The sequence below is a fragment of the Leucobacter triazinivorans genome (assembly GCF_004208635.1).
GTDB lineage: Bacteria > Actinomycetota > Actinomycetes > Actinomycetales > Microbacteriaceae > Leucobacter > Leucobacter triazinivorans.
On record NZ_CP035806.1, the window covers coordinates 3,276,380 to 3,294,595 of the forward strand.

Sequence of the window (18,216 nt, forward strand, 5' to 3'; positions counted from 1 at the left end):
TCGCGGTGCCTCGACTGCGTACACTGGCCTGGTGCGTCCGAACCCGTCGAAACCTCGCCGATCCGCCGCTGCGCTGCTCGCGATCGGTGTCGCGATCCCGCTCCTCGCGGGATGCGCGCTGATCGAGGGGCCGACGCCCGATACCCCCGCCCGTGAGACGCCGGCCGCTCCGGAGACCCCGCCCGAGCTCGTGCCCGGCGGTACCGCTGAGCAGAACCTGCCCTACTTCACCGAGGTGCTGCGATCGTTCTCCGAAGGCCAGCAGCCGGTGCAGGGCGTTCCCGTCGTCGATGCGCTCGCAGAGGCGGGCTTCGACCGGTCTGCCATGCAGGTCACCTTCGATCAGAGCATGACCGGTCTCGAGGCCGACAGCATCTTCGCCTCCGTGCGCATCGGCGCAGACTGCCTCATCGGCCAGGTCGTGACCTCGGACCGCAGCTTCGTGGCGCAGAACGAACCCGCCGTCGGCCCGAACGGCGACATCTGCCTCATCGGGAGCACTCGCCCGATCGACTGGTAGAGAACGGGCGCTAGAGTGGTGGGGATCCGTTTCCCATCCTGTCCAAGCAAGGAGTTCGGGGCGCCAGCGCGCCCGAGAGTGCATATGGCTGAGTACATTTACCAGATGGTCCGCGCGCGCAAGGCGCACGGCGACAAGGTGATCCTCGACGACGTGACCATGGCATTCCTGCCCGGCGCGAAGATCGGTGTGGTCGGGCCGAACGGCGCCGGCAAGTCCACGATCCTCAAGATCATGGCCGGGCTCGACACGCCCTCGAACGGCGAGGCGATCCTCACCCCGGGGTACTCCGTCGGCATTCTCATGCAGGAGCCGGAGCTCGATGAGGAGAAGACCGTCCTCGAGAACGTGCAGCAGGGCGTCGCCGAGATCAAGAGCAAGCTCGACCGCTTCAACGAGATCTCGGCGGAGATGGCGAATCCCGACGCCGACTACGACACGCTGCTCCCCGAGATGGGCGAGCTGCAGGAGGCGATCGACCACGTCGACGGCTGGGACCTCGACAATCAGCTCGAGCAGGCGATGGATGCGCTGCGCTGCCCGCCGTCCGAGGCGATTGTGAAGCACCTCTCGGGCGGCGAGAAGCGCCGAGTGGCGCTCTGCAAGCTGCTGCTCGAGAAGCCCGACCTGCTGCTGCTCGACGAGCCCACCAACCACCTCGACGCCGAGAGCGTGCTGTGGCTCGAGCAGCACCTCGCCAAGTACCCGGGCGCCGTGATGGCCGTGACCCACGACCGGTACTTCCTCGACCACGTCGCCACCTGGATCTGCGAGGTCGACCGTGGCCGTCTCTACCCCTACGAGGGCAATTACTCGACCTATCTCGAGCAGAAGGCCGCCCGACTCGAGGTGCAGGGCAAGAAGGACCAGAAGCTCCAGAAGCGCCTCAAGGAGGAGCTCGAGTGGGTGCGGTCGAACGCGAAGGGCCGCCAGGCCAAGTCGAAGGCGCGCCTCGCCCGGTACGAGGAGATGGCCGCAGAGGCGGAGCGTACCCGCAAGCTCGATTTCGAAGAGATCCAGATCCCGGCCGGACCGCGCCTGGGCAACCTCGTGCTCGAAGCCAAGGACCTGCAGAAGGGCTTCGACGGCCGCACGCTGATCGACGGCCTGAGCTTCTCGCTGCCGCGCAACGGTATCGTCGGCATCATCGGTCCCAACGGTGTCGGCAAGACGACGCTCTTCAAGACGATCGTGGGCATCGAGCCGCTCGACGGCGGCGAGCTGAAGATCGGCGAGACTGTGCAGCTGAGCTACGTCGATCAGACCCGCGGCGGTATCGATCCGAAGAAGACCGTGTGGGAAGTCGTCTCCGAAGGGCTCGACTACATCCAGGTCGGCAAGACCGAGATCCCTTCGCGCGCCTACGTCTCGACCTTCGGCTTCAAGGGGCCGGATCAGCAGAAGCCCGCCGGTGTGCTCTCGGGCGGTGAGCGCAACCGTCTGAACCTCGCGCTCACGCTGAAGCAGGGCGGCAATCTGCTGCTGCTCGACGAGCCGACCAACGACCTCGACGTGGAGACCCTGACGAGCCTCGAGAACGCGCTGCTCGAGTTCCCCGGCTGCGCCGTCGTCATCACGCACGACCGGTGGTTCCTCGACCGCATCGCGACCCACATCCTCGCGTACGAGGGCACGGAGGAGAACCCGGCGAGCTGGTACTGGTTCGAGGGCAACTTCGAGGCGTACGAGGCGAACAAGATCGAGCGCCTCGGCCCCGACGCGGCAAAGCCATCGCGCGTGACCTACCGCAAGCTCACGCGCGGTTAGGCCAGAGGGGTCGCGCATGGCACGCGTGCACATCGACATGGAGCTCCGCTGGGGCGACCAGGACGCGTACGGCCACGTCAACAACGTGGCCTACGCCCGCTTCCTCGAAGAGGCGCGCGTGCGCACGTTCTGGCTCGGATCCGGTCGCGAGGAGACCGGCATGGAGCGCCACTTCCGCGGCGACGACCCCGCGGGCCCGAAGATGCTGGTCGCGAGCCAGCAGATCGAGTTCCTGCGGGTGCTCGAGTACGGCGAGCGCCCGATCACCGTGGAACTGTGGATCGGGCGCCTCGGCGGATCGAGTCTCGAGGTGCACTACGAGATCGTCGACGGCGCAGAGGCGGAGCGCTCGGTCGTCGCCAGAGCGATCTCGCACATCGTGATCGTCGACGGGACGACGATGCGGCCGATGCGCCTCTCCGACGCGGGACGCGCATCGGTCGAGCCCTGGACCGACGCGCCGCTGCAGCTGCGCCGCGGCTGATCCTCCCGGGCTCGACGACGGGGCTACCGACCCCGGGCTCGCGCTACTCGTGCTCGGGCAGCCGGATGGTCGTCTCCTGGGAGACGCTCGCGACGAGTGCGCCGTCGCGGTCGTAGAAGCGCCCGTGCGCGAGCCCGCGGCCGCCCTGCGCGGTGGGGGACTCGAGCTCGTACAGCAGCCACTCGTCGACCCGGAAGGGCCGATGGAACCACATCGCGTGGTCGAGGCTCGCGCCGCGCATCCCGGGCGTGGCCCAGGGCACCCCGTGCCGGCGCAGCACCGGCTCGAGCAGCAGGTAGTCGCTCGCGAAGGCGAGCGCCGCGGCATGGAGCAGCGGCGTCGTCTCGAAGGTGTCGCGGCTGCGCAGCCACACCCGCTGGCGGTTGCTCGGCTCGGCGACGTCGAGGATGATGTCGGACTCGACGTAGCGGAAGTCGAACGGCCGATTGAGCACCCACGATGCCCGCCCGCCGCCGCCCGGGCTCGCCAGATGGCCGTAGGTCTCCCACACGCTCGGCAGCGACTCCGGATCCGGAACCGCGCCGAGGTCCGCGGTCTCCTGGTGCTCGAGACCCTCGTCCTGTTCCTGGTACGACGAGATCATCGACATCAGCACCTGTCCGCTCTGATAGGCCTGCACCCGTCGGGTGGAGAACGAACGGCCGTCGTGCAGGCGATCCACCTCGAAGGTCATGCGGTCCTCGCTGTCGCCGGGGCGCAGGAAGTAGCCGTGCATCGAGTGGATGATGCGGTCCTCGGGCACCGTCGTCCCCGCGGCCGCGATCGCCTGTCCGAGCACCTGCCCGCCGAAGGAGCGCCCGTGCGGCGTGGGGAACGCGGGGCCCGTGAGGATGTCGTCCCGGGTGCGGGCGCCCGAGTCGAGCACGGAGAGCATCGCGAGGAGATCGGGGGAAGCGGTCATGGGTCCTCCTGGGTCGGCTCCACTGCATGGACGGTGCCCCCAGTCTACGACCGGGCGCCGTCGCTGCCGCGCGCCTCCCGTTCGCTAGGCTGGCGGACATGACTGCCACGGTGTCGCTCGCGGATCACGCGACCAGGGACGACCTGCGCATCTTCCTCGAGCGCCTTCAGCGTGCGGGGCAGGAGGACGTGCGCCTCGTCACCCGAGGGGCGGTGCTCGCCGTGTACGGCTGCACGCAGGCGCCGAGGGGTATCACGGACACGTCGCCCGTGGTGCTCGTGATGCGCGCGTTCGCCCTCGGAGTCGCGCCCGTCGATGCGGTCGACGAGACGGTTCCGTCGCGCTCCCTGCTCGACCGGATCGCACGGCTCGGCATCGTCGGCCTGGCGCTCGACATCCCGGACACGAGCGGACTCGCGGCCTGGGCGGGAGTACTGCCCCCGGTCTCCGGGTGGACCGCCGCGGGGCGCATCGACGCGCGGTCGCTCGCGACCGTCGCCGCCGAGGGCATCGAGCGGGTCTCCGCCGCGCTGCCCGAGAACCCCGGCGAGGCCGTGGTGCAGCGGGTGCGCGCCTCGGTGTGGGGCGCCGAGATCGCGCCGGGCGTGCCGGCGGCGGCGGCGTTCGCCGCGGAGACGATGGGACTGCTGCGCGACGAGGATCCCGTGAGCGTCGCGCGGTCCCTCACCTGGACCCGGCTGAGCACCGCTCGCGGGCACGTGCTGGTGCGCTCGCTGCTGGGGGAGGGCGCGCTCCCAGCGGGATCCGAGATCCTCGGCTAGGATGGTGTGGTCAACAAGAGGAGTGTGTACATGGCCAACCCCAACGGCATCATCGACCCGCCCATCGACGATCTGCTCGAGAAGGTCGATTCGAAGTACGCCCTGGTGATCTTCGCCTCGCAGCGCGCGCGTCAGATCAACGATTACTACACGGACCTGCACGACGGCAATCTGTTCGACAACGTCGGGCCGCTGGTCGACTCGTCGGTCGACGACAAGCCGCTGTCGATCGCGCTGCATGAGATCGTCGAGGGCAAGCTGACCATGAACCGGCGCGCCGAGGTCGCGGGCGACGTGGAGGACGCCGCTGCGGTCGGCGCGTAACGTTCTGCTGCACTCGCAGCGCTGTCGGTGGCGTCGGATACCCTGAATGGGATCCGGCGCCACCGGCGTTTTCCGCCATCAGCGTTCTTCGCCCGAGTCGCGCCCACACCGCCCGCCCGCCTCCCACTGCAAGGAGCACCCCGTGCCGCTGCGCCAGTTCACCTCGGAATCCGTCACCGAGGGCCACCCGGACAAGATCTGCGATCGCATCTCGGATTCGATCCTCGATGCCATGCTCGAGCAGGATCCCGGCGCGCGCGTCGCGGTCGAGACGCTCGTCACGACAGGCCTCGTGCATGTGGCCGGCGAGGTCTCCACGACCGGATACGTCGAGATCCCGCAGATCGTGCGCGACGCGGTGCGGGACATCGGGTACACGAGTTCCGAGATGGGCTTCGACGCCGCCTCGTGCGGGGTCTCGGTCTCGATCGGACAGCAGTCGCCCGATATCGCCGGGGGCGTGGACGCCTCGCTCGAGGTGCGCAGCGGCGAACTCCGGGCGCACGGGGACGACGACGGGCTGAGCCGCCAGGGCGCGGGCGACCAGGGCATCATGTTCGGCTATGCGACCGATGAGACCCCCGAGCTGCACCCGTTGCCGAGCTGGATCGCGCACCGTCTCGCCGAGCGCCTGACCGATGTGCGCAAGAGCGGGCTGCTGCCCGAGCTGCGACCCGACGGCAAGACCCAGGTCACCATCGGGTACGACGGCGATCGTGCGGCGAGTGTCGAGGCGGTCGTGGTCTCCACGCAGCATCGCGGCGATCTGTCGCAGCGGGCTCTGCGCGACGCCGTCGAGCGCGAGGTGATCCGGCCGGTGCTCGATCGCGTCGACCTGCACAGCGCCGATGCGCAGCTCTTCATCAACCCGGCCGGGCCGTTCGTGATCGGCGGCCCCATGGGCGATGCCGGCCTCACCGGCCGGAAGATCATCATCGACACCTACGGCGGCGCCAGCCGGCACGGGGGCGGGGCGTTCAGCGGAAAGGACCCGTCGAAGGTCGACCGCTCCGCCGCGTACGCGATGCGCTGGGTCGCGAAGCACGTCGTGCGCGCCGGTCTGGCGCGTCGCGCCGAGTTGCAGGTCGCCTACGCGATCGGTCGCGCCCACCCGGTCGGCCTCTACGTCGAGACCTTCGGCACCGAGACGGTGCCGCTCGACCGGATCGAGCGCGCCGTTCGCGAGGTCTTCGATCTGCGACCGCTCGCGATCATCCGCGATCTCGAACTGCTGCGGCCCGTCTACGCGCAGACGAGCGCCTACGGCCACTTCGGTCGCGAGCTGCCCGACTTCACCTGGGAGGCCACCCCGCGCACCGCCGAGTTGCGGTCCGCAGCCGGTCTGTAGGCACGCGGTGTCGACGGGCGGTGCGAGCGTCGGGGCGGGCCTCGACCCGTTCGCGCGGGCAGAGGCCGCGAACGGCCGGGCGGTGGCCCGCGTGCTCCTCGACTCCGCGCTTCCCCAGCTCGATCACCTCTTCGACTACGCGATTCCAGCCGAGCTCGCCGACGATGTGCGGGTCGGTCAGCGCGTTCGCGTGCCGTTCCGCTCGCAGGAGCGAAAGAGCTTCGGCTACATCATTGCGTTCGCCGATCGCAGCGATTTCGGGGGAGAGCTCTCGGCGATCGCCGATCTCGTCACCCGTGTTCCGCTGCTGTCGCCCGAGGTGTGGCGTCTCGCCAGAACCGTGGCCGACCGTGCCGGCGGATCCGCGGGAGACATCCTCCGGCTCGCGATCCCCACGCGGCAGGTCCGGGTCGAGAAGCAGCACCTCGCGGCCCGGGCAGAGGCGCGCGCGCTCGAGGCGGAGGCCGAGGCCGAGGCCGACGCGCCCGAGACGCCCGGAACCGAGGCCGGCCCAGAGCGCTTCCCGGAGGAGGCTGCGATCGCCGGGCAGCTGGTCTCGGGCGCGCGCCTCGCCCTCACGGCCTCGCACGGACCGGAGCGGCTGCACACCGGGGAGTGGGTCGGCGGCTGGGCGGCGCGCCTGGCGAGGCTCGCGATCGCGGTGCACGCGCTCGGACGCAGCGCGATCCTCATCGCTCCCGACTACCGGGATCTCGATCAGCTGCGCGACGCGCTGGCCGCGCTCGGGCATCCGGACATCGTGCGCGTCGACTCCCGGCAGTCGAACGCCGAGCGCTACGCCGGATTCCTGCGCGCGCTCGATGCCGAGCCGCGGATCGTGCTCGGCAACCGCTCGGCGGTCTACGCGCCGGCCCATCGGCTCGGCGCGATCATCATGTGGGACGACGGCGATCCGGTGCTCGCCGAACCTCGTTCGCCCTACGTGCACGCGCGCGACGCCGCACTCGTGCGGGCGGCGCTGAGCGCGGAGGCCGCGCCGGGGGAGTCCGCCGGTCTCTTCTTCGCCGGGCATGCGCGCAGCGCAGAGGTGCAGCGCCTCGTCGACATCGGTTACGTGGGCGCGCAGCAGCACCCGCCGAGGCGCGCCCGCATCATCCACGCCGACGCCGCCATGACGCCCGATGCGTTCGCCGGCCGGGTGCCCGAGTTCGCCGCCCGAACGATCCGCGAGGGCCTGCGGAGCGGTCCGGTGCTGGTGCAGGTGGCGACGCCCGGCTATGCGCCGGTGGCGGTGTGCACTGAGTGCGGCGACCTCGCTCGGTGCCGGGCCTGCAGTGGGCCGGTCGGGTTCCGCACCGTGGGGCGCGCCTCGTGCCGCTGGTGCGGGGAGTACGCGACGGAGTGGCGTTGCGGCACCTGCGAGGGCACCCGGCTCGAGGAGCGCGGAATGGGCTCGGCGCGCACCGTCGAGCAGTTCGAGCGCCAGTTCGAGGGCGCGCGAGTGATTCTGAGCGACGGCGAGCATCCGCGGGAGCGGGTCGATGCCCGCCCCGCTCTCGTGGTGGCCACTCGCGGTGCCGAACCGCTCGCCGCCGGCGGTTATCGCGCCGTCGTGCTGCTCGATGCCGAGCGCTTGCTCGGGCTCGAGACGCTGCGAGCCGGAGAGGACTGCCTGCGCTGGTGGGAGAACGCCGCCGCACTCAGCGCGCCCGACGGCGTCTGCCTGATGGCCTCTGGCGGAGGGCCTGTCGTGCGCTCCTTCGTGACCGGGCGCGAGGAGGAGTGGCTGCGCGGTGAGCTTCGGGATCGCCACGCCCTCCGCTATCCACCGGCGGTTCGGGTGGCGAGCGTGAGCGGCGGCCCCGACGAGGTGGCTCGTGCGCTGCGACAGCTCTCCGAACTGCCCGGCGTCGATCATCTGGGGCCGACTCCCGTTCCGCCGGGCGGCCCGGCGAAGACGCCGGCCGGCCTGGTGCGCGCGATCGTGCGCTTCGACTACGCCCAGGGCGATGAGGTCGCGAGTCGCCTGCGCGGCGCACTCGTGGCGGATGCCGCGGGGTCGTCGTCGCGCACCCGCGGCCGCGCCCCGGGCCGGGCGAGACCCGAGGCGCTCAGGCTCCGATTCGACGACCGCGGGGTCTTCGACGGCTAGGCGCCCGGGCTGCCGATCAGCCCTTCTGCAGGCGCTCCGCGACGAAGTCGACGTCCTTGTCGCCGCGGCCGGAGAGATTCGCGATCACGATCGCGTCCTCCGACAGCGTCGGCGCGAGCCGCACGACGTGCGCGATCGCGTGCGAGGATTCGAGCGCCGGAATGATCCCCTCGGTGCGGGTGAGCAGCTGGAACGCGCGCAGCGCCTCCTCGTCGGTGACCGAGACGTACTCGGCGCGCCCGATCTGCTCGAGGTGGGCGTGCTGCGGGCCGACGCCGGGGTAGTCGATTCCCGAGCCGATCGAGTGCACCGGCGCCGGCTCGCCGTCGGCCGTCAGCAGCACCTTGGTGCGCATGCCGTGGATCTCGCCGGTCACGCCGCGGGTCATGGTGGCCGCGTGCCGATCGGTGTCGAGGCCCTCGCCGGCGGGTTCCACGCCGATGATGCGCACCGACTCGTCCTCGAGGAACGCGTCGAAGAGGCCCATCGCGTTCGAACCGCCGCCCACGCACGCCACGAGCGCGTCGGGGAGGCGCCCCTCTGCTTCGAGGATCTGCGCACGGGCCTCGCGGCCGACGACGGATTGGAAGTCGCGCACCATCGTGGGGAAGGGATGCGGGCCGACCACCGAGCCGATCGCGAAGAGGTACTCGTCGGGGGCGCCCGCATACACCTCGAAGGCGGAGTCCACGGCCTCCTTGAGGGACCGCCCACCGCGCTCGACCGGCACGACCGTCGCACCGAGGAGCTCCATGCGCACGACGTTCGGGTGCTGCTTCTCGACGTCGATGGCGCCCATGTGGATCTCGCACTCGAGCCCGACGAGCGCGGCTGCCGTGGCGAGCGCGACGCCGTGCTGCCCGGCTCCCGTCTCGGCGATCACCTTGGTCTTGCCCATTCGCTTCGCGAGCAGCGCTTCGCCGAGCGTGTGATTGATCTTGTGGGCGCCCGTGTGATTGAGATCTTCGCGCTTCAGATAGACCTTCGCTCCTCCGAGCTCGCGGGTGAGGTTCTCGGCGGCATAGAGCAGCGAGGGGCGGCCCACGTACTTCGCGAGCAGCGTCTGCAGCTCGTCGGCGAATGCGGGATCCCGTCGCGCCTCCTCATAGGCGGCGGCGACCTCGGCCATCGGCTCGACGAGGAAGGGCGGCAGCACCGCGCCGCCGAACTCGCCGAAGTAGCCGCGCTCGTCGGCTCGGTAGATGGAGCCCGATCGGGCCTGGGCGTCGTTCATGGTGTGGTTCCTTTGCTTCATCGCGCCACTCGAAGACGAAAAGACACCGCCTGCGAGAGGCGGTGTCGGATATGCAAACGCTGACGGGCCGCCCTCAGGCGGTCCACCACGAATTCACGGAATGCATGCCGCGAGCATAGCAGGCGCCACGCGCTCCAGGCCGCCCGGGGCGCCTCCGCACCCGCGGGTGAGAGAATGGGACGATGCGGATCGTCTTTGCCGGAACCCCCGAGTTCGCCGTCCCCAGCCTGCGCGCCCTCGTCCGTGCGGGGCATGACGTCGTGGGGGTGATCACTCGAGCGGATGCGCCGCTCGGGCGCAAGCGCGTGCTCACTCCCTCTCCCGTCGCGAGCGCAGCCGAGGAGCTGGGGATCCCGGTGCACCGGGCCAACAGGCTCGACGACGCGGCGACCGAGTGGGTGCGTGCGCTCGCCCCCGAGCTCGGCGTCATCGTCGCTTACGGCGGGCTCGTGCGGGAGCCGCTGCTCGGCCTGCCCGAGCACGGATGGGTCAACCTCCACTTCTCCGAGCTGCCGCGGTGGCGCGGCGCTGCGCCCGTGCAGCGCGCGCTCCAGGCGGGCGAGCAGCGGCTGGGGGTCACGGTGTTCCGGTTGGTCGAGGCCCTCGACGCCGGCGACGTCCTCAGCCGGGATGCGCGCGACGTCCCCCCGGGCACCTCTGCCGGCGCGGCGCTGACGGACCTCGCGGCGTTCGGGACTGGCGCGCTGCTCGCAGCGATCGAAGCGCTCTGCGCCGACCCGGCGGCGGGGAAACCGCAGCAGGGCGAGGCGACCTACGCGCACAAGCTGTCCCGGGAGGACGGGCGGCTCGACCTCGACCGGTCGGCATCGGAGGTGCTCGCGCACTGGGCGGGCGTCACCCCCGAGCCCGGTGCGTTCGTGCTGCACGATGAACAGCCGCTGAAGCTGGGAGAGGTGCGGCCCGTGACGTCGCACGCGGTGTCGGACGAGGGGGGCGGGGATCGCGGAACCGTGATCCTGCACGGCGGCGCGGCGATCCTGCGGCTCGCCGGAGGAGCCCTCGAGCTCGTGCGCGTGCAGCCTGCCGGGAAGCCGGCGATGGACGGCGCCGCTTGGCTGCGCGGGCGCGGTGGGGAAGCGGTGCTGCGATGAGCGGCGGGGACCGGAACGACGGCCGCGGACGGCCCCGGCGCCGACCGGCGGAGCGGAGCGGGCGGGGTCCGCGCGCACCGCGGGTGGAGATCTCGCCCGCTCGACTCGTCGCCTACGACGTGCTGCGCGACGTCGAAGACCGCGATGCCTACGCCAATCTGGCGCTTCCCTCTCGGATCCGCGAGGCGCGTCTCGATGGCCGTGACGCGGGCCTCGCCACCGAGCTCGCCGCAGGAGCCCTGCGGGGTCGCGGCCGCTACGACCGCATCATCGAACTCGCGGCCGGGCGCAGCTCGGAGCAGATCGATTCCCGCACGCTGAACGTGCTGCGGCTCGGTGCCCACCAGCTGCTGGGGATGCGCACGGCGGCGCACGCGGCAGTGAACGAGAGCGTCGAACTGCAGCGTCGGGTGGCGAACGCGAATGCCGCCGGCTTCGTGAACGGGGTGCTGCGGGCGATCGGCCGCTCCTCGAACGAGGAGTGGGACCGGCGGATCGGCGAGGAGGCGCGCACGCCGGACGAGGCGCTCGCGGCGCGCTCCTCGCACCCGGCCTGGGTGCTGCGCGCCCTGCGGGACGCGCTGCGCTCCGAGGGGAGGGAGCACGAACTCGAGGCGCTGCTCGAGGCCGACAACGCGCCGCCGCGCGTGAGTCTCGCGGTGCTCCCCGGTGCGGGTGTCGACGCCGAGGGAGCCGCCGCGACGGCCCGCGAGGCGGGGCTCTCGGCCGACGGCGCGTCCCCGCTCGGCGTCGAGCTCGCGGGAGGGGATCCCGTGCGCGCGGTCGCGGCGATCGACGCGCGCGAGGGCCTGGTGCGCGTCCAGGATCAGGGTTCCCAGCTCGCCGCGCTCGCGCTGACTCGGAGCCGTCCCGTGGTGCCCGGGGAGCGGTGGCTCGACCTCTGCGCCGGCCCGGGCGGCAAGACCGCGGTGCTCGGCGCCGAGGCGCTGCTCGGGGGCGCCTCACTGCGCGCCAACGAGGTGTCCGAGCATCGTGCCGAGCTGGTGCGGCGTGCCGTCGCGGGCGTGGCCGGGGCGGTCGAGGTGGTCTCGCACGACGGCCGCGAGGCGTCCGCCTACGGCGACCGGAGCTCGGTGTACGACCGGATCCTGGTCGACGCACCGTGCTCGGGGCTCGGGGCGCTGCGCCGTCGGCCGGAGGCGCGCTGGCGCAAGCAGCCCTCCGACCTGCCGGTACTGACGGCGCTGCAGGGCGAGTTGCTCGACGCCGCGGTCGAGCGGCTCGCGCCGGGCGGAATGCTCGCCTATGTCACCTGCTCGCCGCACCTCGCCGAGACCCGCGTCGTCGTCGATCGACTGCTCCAGCGCCACTCCGGCCTGCGGGAGCTCGATGCGCGGCGCGTGCTCCGCGGCATCGCGCGCGCCGAGCTCGACCTGGCGGGGGATTCCCCGAGCGCGCAGCTCTGGCCGCACCGGCACGGCACCGATGCGATGTTCATCGCGCTCCTCGAGCGCGGCAGCTGAGCGACTGCCCCTGGCGCGAGGTCGGCAGTGCGCTCTACGATGCTCGCATGAGCACCGACGCGACGGGCGGCCCCGAGAACGGCGACGGGGCACCCCCACCCGCGCGTCCCGTTGCGCCCGACGGCGGTATGCGCACCTTCCTGCATGTGCTCGTGAACACGGCGGTCGCGAATCTGACGACCAACTTCCTGTGGTTCGCGGTCGTGTTCTGGGTGTACCTGGAGACGCGGAGCATTCTCGCGACCGGGGTGCTCGGCGGCGTCTACATGCTGCTGATCGCACTCAGCTCGATGTGGTTCGGGTCTCTCGTCGACCGGCTGCGCAAGCGGCAGGTGATGCTGATCTCGGCCTGGTCGTCGCTCGTCGCGTTCGTCATCGGCTGTCTGATGTTCTTCACGATCCCCGAGCAGACGCTGCTCGACATCGGCGCACCCGGATTCTGGATCTTCACGCTCGTGCTCCTCGCCGGCTGCGTCGTCGAGATCATGCGCAATCTCGCGCTGTCCACCACGGTGACGCTGCTGGTGCCCGTGGAGCGGCACGCGAACGCGAACGGCCTCGTGGGGACGGTGCAGGGGCTCGCGTTCATCGCGACGAGCGTGTTCAGCGGTCTCGCGGTCGGACTGCTCGGCATGGGGCCGACGATGCTCATCGCGACCGTCTTCGTCGCGATCCCGATCGTGCACCTGCACCTGTTGCGGATCCCCGAACCGGAGATCGTGCAGGATCCGGGACGCAGCGCGGTCGACTTCGCGGGCGGCATGGCGGCGATGCTGGCCGTTCCCGGCCTGCTCGCCCTCGTCATCTTCACGATGCTGAACAACCTCTCGAGCGGCGTCTTCATGGCCCTGCTCGATCCGTACGGGCTGAACATGTTCCCCGTCGAGATCTGGGGGCTCGTGTTCGGCCTCGCCTCGACGGGATTCATCGTGGGCGGCGCCGTCGTCGCGAAGTGGGGGCTCGGTGCCAATCCGATCCGCACGATGCTGCTGCTCGTCGGCCTGCTCGGCGTGTTCGGCGCGCTCTTCACCGTGAGGGAGTGGCCGTGGCTGTTCGTGACCGGCATCTGGTTGTTCATGGCGGTGATGCCCGCGGTCGAGGCCGCTGAGCAGACCGTGATCCAGCGCGTGGTGCCCTACGAGAAGCAGGGACGGGTCTTCGGGCTCGCCATGACCTTCGAGGCCGCCGCGGCGCCGATCACGTCGTTCCTGATCGCCCCGATCGCCGAGTTCTGGGTGGTGCCGTACATGGACCGGCCGCAGGGACAGGACACCTGGGGATGGCTGCTGGGATCGGGAGAGAGCCGCGGGATCGCGCTCATCTTCCTCTGGTCCGGCGTGGCGATGGTCCTGCTCGCCGCGGGCGCCATGTGCACACGGTCCTATCGTCGCCTCTCCCGCACATTCGCACGAAGCTCAGGGTCGGCGCCGGCGGCGTCAGCGGCTGCGGAGGCCTGAGCCCGAAGGAGCGGTGCCGCTCGCTACTCCCAGACGACTACGGGCTGCTCGTCGGCGAAGTCGACGTAGGGGCGTCGCAGGTCTCCGCCGAAGAGCAGTTCGCCGCTCAAACGCTCCCCGTTCAGGTCCGCCTCGATGCTGGTCGCGATGCGGATGAAGTCGTGCGTGCTGACGAGTGAGGGCGTGTCGTAGCTCGAGGTCGGCTCGAGAGTCTTGAGGGTCGCGTCCCCCTCGGCGGTCAGCGTGCGCTGCGCGGTGTCGGGCACCGGGACCGAGCCATCGCTCAGTTCCTCCGAGACGTCGAGCCCGCACGGCGTGGTGAGCGCCGTCATCGCGAGGCACTCTTCGAGCGACGCGCGCACGAGGGAGCGGAACGTCTCCGTGGCGTCTTCCGTGAGCGCGGGACGCAGCTCGTACATCGTCATGAGGTCGTCGTCGCTGGCGAGCACGAAGACGTCGTCGTCGCTGTCCAATCGGAACGCGTCCTCCCCGAGCTCGAGTCGGTAGGCGCCCGGGAAGATCGTGGCGTGGTCCTCGTCCGGGTCGACGCCGTTCACGGTCAGGCCGAGGCCGTCGAAGCCGGAGAGGGAGAGGTACATCAGCCCGTCGGAGAGCTCCCAGCCGTCCTCGTAGGTCTCCCACACCCGGAAGTCCCGCTGCACGGTCTGTTCGCCGACGTCGAACGTGGCGCTCACGAGCACATCGTAGTCGCCCCGGGGGTCGGCATCGGCGGTCACCTCGATGTTGGAGATCGGGGCGAGCGCGTTGGACTCGGCGAGCACCTCGGCGGAGAGCAGACGGTCGGACGAGGTGCCTCCGGCGAGTGCGCTCGCGGTCGCCGCGTCTCCGTCGGCGAGTGCGTGGAGGAACTCCTCGACGGCAGCCGACGGCGTCGCGGCGCCGCTGCCCGTCTGGGGCGATAGGGGTTCGCTCGCACCGCGGCTGATGAGCGAGCCGATCCCGAAGACGCCGCCCACGAGCAGCAGGAGCAGCACGACCGCTCCCGCGACGATGCCGATGATCGCGCCGGTCGGCAGGCCGCCCCTCCGCTGCGGCGCCTGCGGGCCGGGCGGCGCGTACCCCTGGGGCGGTGCTTCGTACCCCTGGGGCGGTGCGTCGTACCCCTGGGGCGGTGCTTCGTACCCCTGGGGTGGTGCTTGGTATCCCTGGGGCGGCGCGTAGCCCTGGGGTGGTGCGTAGCCCTGCGGCGGCGCGTAGCCCTGCGGCGGCGGGAGATCGGCCGGCGGCTGGATACCGGTGGGCGGTTCGAGGCCCGGCGACGGGGCGAGACCCGCGGGCGCCTCGGACGACGGCTCCGGCTCGACGAGCTGCGGCTCGGCCGGTTCCGAGAACGGCTCCGCGTTCGGATCCGCCGCGGGCCGCGGCGGTGCGCTCGGCGGGCTCCGGTCCGGGTCGGGCTGCTGCGAGTTCTCGGGCGCATCGCTCATGCCTCTAGCCTATGCGCTCCCGAGCCGCGCAGGAGCGGCTCGGGAGCAGCTGCGGAACCCCTAGGCTTGAGGGGTGACCGCGCAGCGCATCAACCCGAGCATCCTGTCCGCCGACTTCGTGAACCTGCAGGCCGAACTCGAGGCCATCGCCACGGCCGATCTCGTGCACGTCGACGTGATGGACAACCACTTCGTGCCCAACCTCACCATGGGCCCGCCCATCGTCGAGCGCATCCAAGCCGTCTCGCCGGTGCCGCTCGACGTGCACCTCATGATCTCCGACGCCGACCGATGGGCCCCCGGCTACGCCGAGCTGGGCGCATACTCGGTCACCTTCCACGCGGAGGCCGCGGCCGATCCCGTGGCACTCGCGCGTCGCCTGCGCGCGATCGGCGCCCGCGCCGGCATCGCGCTCAAGCCGGGAACCGACCCCGATCCCTACCTCGAGCTGCTTCCGGAGTTCGATCAGGTGCTCGTGATGACCGTCGAGCCGGGATTCGGCGGGCAGTCGTTCATGGCCGACATGATGCCGAAGCTGCGCCGCTTCGCCGAGGCGAAGGCGCGTCTGGGCCTCGACGTCTGGTTGCAGGTCGACGGGGGCATCTCGAAGGACACGATCGGGATCGCCGCCGAGGCCGGCGCCGACACCTTCGTCGCGGGATCCGCGGTCTACGGGGGCGTGCCCGAGCATCGGATCGCCGAACTCCGTGCGGCGGCAGCAGCGCACCGGCACTGAGCCGGGTCGAGAACGCGGTAGTGTAGTCACGTGAAATCGTTCGATGAGCTGTTCGCCGAGCTCGGTGAGAAGGCAGCGTCGCGCCCCGAGGGGAGCGACACGGTCGCGCGCCTCGACGCGGGTGTGCACGCGATCGGCAAGAAGATCGTCGAGGAGGCCGCCGAGGTGTGGATGGCCGCCGAGCACGAGAGCGATGAGGCGTGCGCCGAGGAGATCAGCCAGCTGCTCTACCACCTGCAGGTGCTCATGCTCGCGAAGGGCCTGTCGCTCCGAGACGTCTACGCGCATCTGTAGCGTCGGCCGGTGATCCGATCCCGGATCGCGCCCGCCGACGCTTCTTCGCTGACCGCATCACCCTGGCCGGCGCACCGTCGGCCGTCACGGAAGGATTCCCCCACCATCATGCTGCGCATCGCCGTTCCCAATAAGGGATCGCTCTCCGAAGTCGCCGCCGAGATGCTCGCGGAGGCGGGCTACTCGGGGCGTCGGGACAGCCGCAAGCTCGTGCACACCGACTCCCGCAACGGCGTCGAGTTCTTCTATCTCCGTCCTCGGGATATCGCGACCTACGTCGGCTCCGGTGCGCTCCACGTCGGGATCACGGGCCGGGACCTCCTGCTCGACTCGGGATCCGACGCCGTCGAGATCGCGGCACTCGACTTCGCCGACTCGACGTTCCGCTTCGCGGCGCCCGCCGGCGGAGACATCTCGGACATCGCCCATCTGGCGGGGAAGCGCGTCGCCACCAGCTATCCGAAGCTGGTCGACGACTTCCTCCGCGAGCGCGGGGTCGAGGCGACGCTCGTGAAGCTCGACGGCGCGGTGGAGTCTGCCGTGCAGCTCGGTGTGGCGGACGCGGTAGCCGACGTGGTCTCCACCGGTGCGACGCTGCGGGCCGCCGGTCTCGACATCTTCGGGCCGGTGATCCTCGACTCGACCGCGCTGCTCATCGGAGGGCCCACCGCCCACGCGGGAACGGATCGGCTTCTGCGCCGCCTGCGAGGCGTGCTCGTGGCGCGCAAGTACGCCATTCTCGAGTACGATCTGCCGATCGCCCGGCTCGAGGCCGCCACCGAGATCGCGAGCGGGATCGAGTCGCCCACGGTTTCCCCCCTCAAAGAGGACGGCTGGGTCGCCGTGCGGGTCATGGTGCTGCGCGACGACGCGAACGATGTGATGGACCGCCTGTACGACGTCGGCGCGAAGGGCATCTTCGTGACCCAGGTGCACGCGGCGCGCTTCTAGGGAGGCCGACATGGCAATCGCAACCCGTGTGATCCCGTGCCTCGACGTCGCTGCGGGGCGGGTGGTCAAGGGGGTCAACTTCCTCAACCTGCGCGACGCGGGGGATCCCGTCGAGCTCGCGGCCCGCTACGCCGAGCAGGGAGCGGATGAGCTGACGTTCCTCGACGTCACGGCGACCGTCGACGACCGGTCGACGACGTACGAGGTGGTGCAGCGCACCGCGGAGCAGGTGTTCATCCCGCTCACCGTCGGCGGCGGCGTGCGCGGCGTCGAGGACGTGGCCCGCTTGCTCGAGGTCGGCGCCGACAAGGTGGGGATCAACAGCGGCGCCATCGCGCGGCCGGAGGTGATCGGCGAGATCGCCGACCGCTTCGGTTCTCAAGTGCTGGTGCTCTCGCTCGACGTGAAGCGCTCGCCGCGCACGCCGTCGGGCTTCGTCGTTACCACCCACGGCGGCAAGCGCGAGACCGATCTCGACGCTCTCGAGTGGTGCCGCGAGGCGGTCGAGCGCGGCGCGGGGGAGCTGCTCGTCAATTCGATGGACGCCGACGGGACGCTCGCCGGCTTCGATCTCGAACTCACTCGTGCGGTGCGCGAGCTCGCCGACGTGCCGGTGATCGCCTCCGGCGGGGCCGGCCGACTGGAGCACTTCGCGCCCGCGGTGGAGGCCGGAGCCGATGCGGTGCTCGCCGCGTCCGTGTTCCACGACGGCACCTTCACGGTCGGGCAGGTGAAGCGCGCGCTCGCCGAGGCCGGCCACACCGTGCGTCTGGCACCCGCAGGTTGAGCGGCCTGCGAGCCGAAACCCGGTGCGCCGCGACCATCACGAAAGCGACGGAGAGGCCATGACGAACATCGATCCCGTGCCCGAGGAACTGGTCTTCGGCTCCGACGGCCTGCTGCCCGCCATCATCCAGGACGACGAGTCCGGCGAGGTGCTCATGCTCGCATGGATGGACCGCGAGGCGATCCGTCGCACGCTCACGTCAGGCCGGGTCACGTTCTGGTCTCGCTCGCGGCGCGAGTACTGGCGCAAGGGAGACACCTCCGGTCATCGGCAGTACGTGCGCTCGGTGGCGGCGGACTGCGATGCCGACACCCTGCTCGTGCGCGTCGTGCAGGTGGGGGCCGCCTGTCACACGGGTACCCGCACCTGTTTCACCGGTCGCGAGATCGCGGCACTCGTCGGGGATCCGAGCGCTCCGGAGGAGTAGGGCGC

18 protein-coding genes are annotated in these 18,216 nt (G+C 70.9%); 15 read left to right on the forward strand and 3 right to left on the reverse strand.

Translation table 11 applies throughout. From position 1 onward, the window contains the following. Positions 1-31: 31 nt before the first annotated feature. The 3 genes from EVS81_RS14780 to EVS81_RS14790 all read left to right on the forward strand — a co-directional run bounded on the left by EVS81_RS14780 (position 32) and on the right by EVS81_RS14790 (position 2,771). Positions 32-520 (forward strand): DUF6993 domain-containing protein, encoded by a 489-nt coding sequence (locus EVS81_RS14780; protein ID WP_130111051.1) that lies wholly within the window; start codon positions 32-34, stop codon positions 518-520. An 84-nt stretch (positions 521-604) separates the two neighbouring features. Further along, positions 605-2,287, forward strand: a complete 1,683-nt coding sequence (gene ettA, locus EVS81_RS14785) for an energy-dependent translational throttle protein EttA (protein ID WP_130111052.1) — start codon at positions 605-607, stop codon at positions 2,285-2,287. Positions 2,288-2,303: 16 nt separating this feature from the next. Beyond that, entirely contained in the window at positions 2,304-2,771 is a 468-nt protein-coding gene (locus tag EVS81_RS14790) for an acyl-CoA thioesterase (RefSeq protein ID WP_130111053.1), read from the forward strand. Positions 2,772-2,814: 43 nt separating this feature from the next. On the opposite strand, the gene EVS81_RS14795 is transcribed toward EVS81_RS14790, so the two are convergent. Continuing rightward, on the reverse strand, positions 2,815-3,693 hold the full coding sequence (locus tag EVS81_RS14795; RefSeq protein WP_130111054.1) for an acyl-CoA thioesterase: 879 nt from the start codon (positions 3,691-3,693) through the stop codon (positions 2,815-2,817). A gap of 98 nt (positions 3,694-3,791) precedes the next feature. Here EVS81_RS14795 and EVS81_RS14800 point away from each other — a divergent pair, with 98 nt between their 5' ends. The 4 genes from EVS81_RS14800 (at position 3,792) to EVS81_RS14815 (ending at position 8,260) form a co-directional block, all read left to right on the forward strand. Beyond that, positions 3,792-4,475 carry a DUF8185 domain-containing protein gene (locus EVS81_RS14800; RefSeq protein WP_130111055.1) on the forward strand — a complete coding sequence of 228 codons (684 nt, stop codon included), beginning with the start codon at positions 3,792-3,794 and terminating at the stop codon, positions 4,473-4,475. A 30-nt stretch (positions 4,476-4,505) separates the two neighbouring features. Continuing rightward, the gene (gene rpoZ / locus EVS81_RS14805; protein ID WP_130111056.1) at positions 4,506-4,799 is read left to right on the forward strand and encodes a DNA-directed RNA polymerase subunit omega; all 294 of its coding nucleotides are present in this window, start codon (positions 4,506-4,508) and stop codon (positions 4,797-4,799) included. Between the two features lie 142 nt (positions 4,800-4,941). Next, complete coding sequence (metK, locus tag EVS81_RS14810; protein ID WP_130111057.1) at positions 4,942-6,147, forward strand: methionine adenosyltransferase; 1,206 nt, start codon at positions 4,942-4,944, stop codon at positions 6,145-6,147. Positions 6,148-6,154: 7 nt separating this feature from the next. After that, positions 6,155-8,260 (forward strand): primosomal protein N' family DNA-binding protein, encoded by a 2,106-nt coding sequence (locus EVS81_RS14815; protein ID WP_165384281.1) that lies wholly within the window; start codon positions 6,155-6,157, stop codon positions 8,258-8,260. Positions 8,261-8,276: 16 nt separating this feature from the next. Here the strand turns inward: EVS81_RS14815 and trpB are convergent, their stop codons facing one another. Next, a complete protein-coding gene (gene trpB / locus EVS81_RS14820) occupies positions 8,277-9,494 on the reverse strand; it encodes a tryptophan synthase subunit beta (RefSeq protein WP_130111058.1) in 1,218 nt (405 codons plus the stop codon). Between the two features lie 203 nt (positions 9,495-9,697). On the opposite strand from trpB, the gene EVS81_RS14825 reads away from it, so the two are divergent. The 3 genes from EVS81_RS14825 to EVS81_RS14835 all read left to right on the forward strand — a co-directional run bounded on the left by EVS81_RS14825 (position 9,698) and on the right by EVS81_RS14835 (position 13,568). Next, positions 9,698-10,627, forward strand: coding sequence for a methionyl-tRNA formyltransferase (locus EVS81_RS14825; RefSeq protein WP_130111059.1), 930 nt, complete (start codon positions 9,698-9,700; stop codon positions 10,625-10,627). Continuing rightward, on the forward strand, positions 10,624-12,111 hold the full coding sequence (locus EVS81_RS14830) for an RsmB/NOP family class I SAM-dependent RNA methyltransferase (RefSeq protein ID WP_130111060.1): 1,488 nt from the start codon (positions 10,624-10,626) through the stop codon (positions 12,109-12,111). Before EVS81_RS14825 ends, EVS81_RS14830 begins: the two co-directional genes overlap by 4 nt. Positions 12,112-12,239: 128 nt before the next feature. Then, a complete protein-coding gene (locus EVS81_RS14835) occupies positions 12,240-13,568 on the forward strand; it encodes an MFS transporter (RefSeq protein WP_130111565.1) in 1,329 nt (442 codons plus the stop codon). Positions 13,569-13,591: 23 nt separating this feature from the next. On the opposite strand, the gene EVS81_RS14840 is transcribed toward EVS81_RS14835, so the two are convergent. Continuing rightward, positions 13,592-15,016, reverse strand: a complete 1,425-nt coding sequence (locus EVS81_RS14840; protein WP_130111061.1) for a hypothetical protein — start codon at positions 15,014-15,016, stop codon at positions 13,592-13,594. 73 nt (positions 15,017-15,089) lie between these two features. Between EVS81_RS14840 and rpe the strand changes: the two genes are divergently transcribed. The 5 genes from rpe (at position 15,090) to hisI (ending at position 18,211) form a co-directional block, all read left to right on the forward strand. Further along, entirely contained in the window at positions 15,090-15,752 is a 663-nt protein-coding gene (rpe, locus tag EVS81_RS14845) for a ribulose-phosphate 3-epimerase (protein ID WP_130111062.1), read from the forward strand. A gap of 30 nt (positions 15,753-15,782) precedes the next feature. Further along, positions 15,783-16,046 (forward strand): phosphoribosyl-ATP diphosphatase, encoded by a 264-nt coding sequence (locus EVS81_RS14850; protein ID WP_130111063.1) that lies wholly within the window; start codon positions 15,783-15,785, stop codon positions 16,044-16,046. A 108-nt stretch (positions 16,047-16,154) separates the two neighbouring features. After that, a complete protein-coding gene (gene hisG, locus EVS81_RS14855; protein ID WP_130111064.1) occupies positions 16,155-16,997 on the forward strand; it encodes an ATP phosphoribosyltransferase in 843 nt (280 codons plus the stop codon). 10 nt (positions 16,998-17,007) lie between these two features. After that, on the forward strand, positions 17,008-17,784 hold the full coding sequence (hisF, locus tag EVS81_RS14860; RefSeq protein ID WP_130111065.1) for an imidazole glycerol phosphate synthase subunit HisF: 777 nt from the start codon (positions 17,008-17,010) through the stop codon (positions 17,782-17,784). A gap of 58 nt (positions 17,785-17,842) precedes the next feature. After that, positions 17,843-18,211 carry a phosphoribosyl-AMP cyclohydrolase gene (hisI, locus tag EVS81_RS14865; protein ID WP_130111066.1) on the forward strand — a complete coding sequence of 123 codons (369 nt, stop codon included), beginning with the start codon at positions 17,843-17,845 and terminating at the stop codon, positions 18,209-18,211. Positions 18,212-18,216: the final 5 nt, after the last annotated feature.

What these genes read in the sequence shown, in the direction of transcription:
- ettA (WP_130111052.1), top strand. Translation starts at nt 605, where the DNA reads ATGGCTGAGTACATTTACCAGATGGTCCGCGCGCGCAAGGCGCACGGC.
- EVS81_RS14790 (WP_130111053.1), top strand. Translation starts at nt 2,304, where the DNA reads ATGGCACGCGTGCACATCGACATGGAGCTCCGCTGGGGCGACCAGGAC.
- EVS81_RS14795 (WP_130111054.1), bottom strand. Translation starts at nt 3,693, where the DNA reads ATGACCGCTTCCCCCGATCTCCTCGCGATGCTCTCCGTGCTCGACTCG.
- EVS81_RS14800 (WP_130111055.1), top strand. Translation starts at nt 3,792, where the DNA reads ATGACTGCCACGGTGTCGCTCGCGGATCACGCGACCAGGGACGACCTG.
- rpoZ (WP_130111056.1), top strand. Translation starts at nt 4,506, where the DNA reads ATGGCCAACCCCAACGGCATCATCGACCCGCCCATCGACGATCTGCTC.
- trpB (WP_130111058.1), bottom strand. Translation starts at nt 9,494, where the DNA reads ATGAACGACGCCCAGGCCCGATCGGGCTCCATCTACCGAGCCGACGAG.
- EVS81_RS14825 (WP_130111059.1), top strand. Translation starts at nt 9,698, where the DNA reads ATGCGGATCGTCTTTGCCGGAACCCCCGAGTTCGCCGTCCCCAGCCTG.
- EVS81_RS14830 (WP_130111060.1), top strand. Translation starts at nt 10,624, where the DNA reads ATGAGCGGCGGGGACCGGAACGACGGCCGCGGACGGCCCCGGCGCCGA.
- EVS81_RS14835 (WP_130111565.1), top strand. Translation starts at nt 12,240, where the DNA reads ATGCGCACCTTCCTGCATGTGCTCGTGAACACGGCGGTCGCGAATCTG.
- EVS81_RS14840 (WP_130111061.1), bottom strand. Translation starts at nt 15,016, where the DNA reads ATGAGCGATGCGCCCGAGAACTCGCAGCAGCCCGACCCGGACCGGAGC.
- hisG (WP_130111064.1), top strand. Translation starts at nt 16,155, where the DNA reads ATGCTGCGCATCGCCGTTCCCAATAAGGGATCGCTCTCCGAAGTCGCC.
- hisF (WP_130111065.1), top strand. Translation starts at nt 17,008, where the DNA reads ATGGCAATCGCAACCCGTGTGATCCCGTGCCTCGACGTCGCTGCGGGG.
- hisI (WP_130111066.1), top strand. Translation starts at nt 17,843, where the DNA reads ATGACGAACATCGATCCCGTGCCCGAGGAACTGGTCTTCGGCTCCGAC.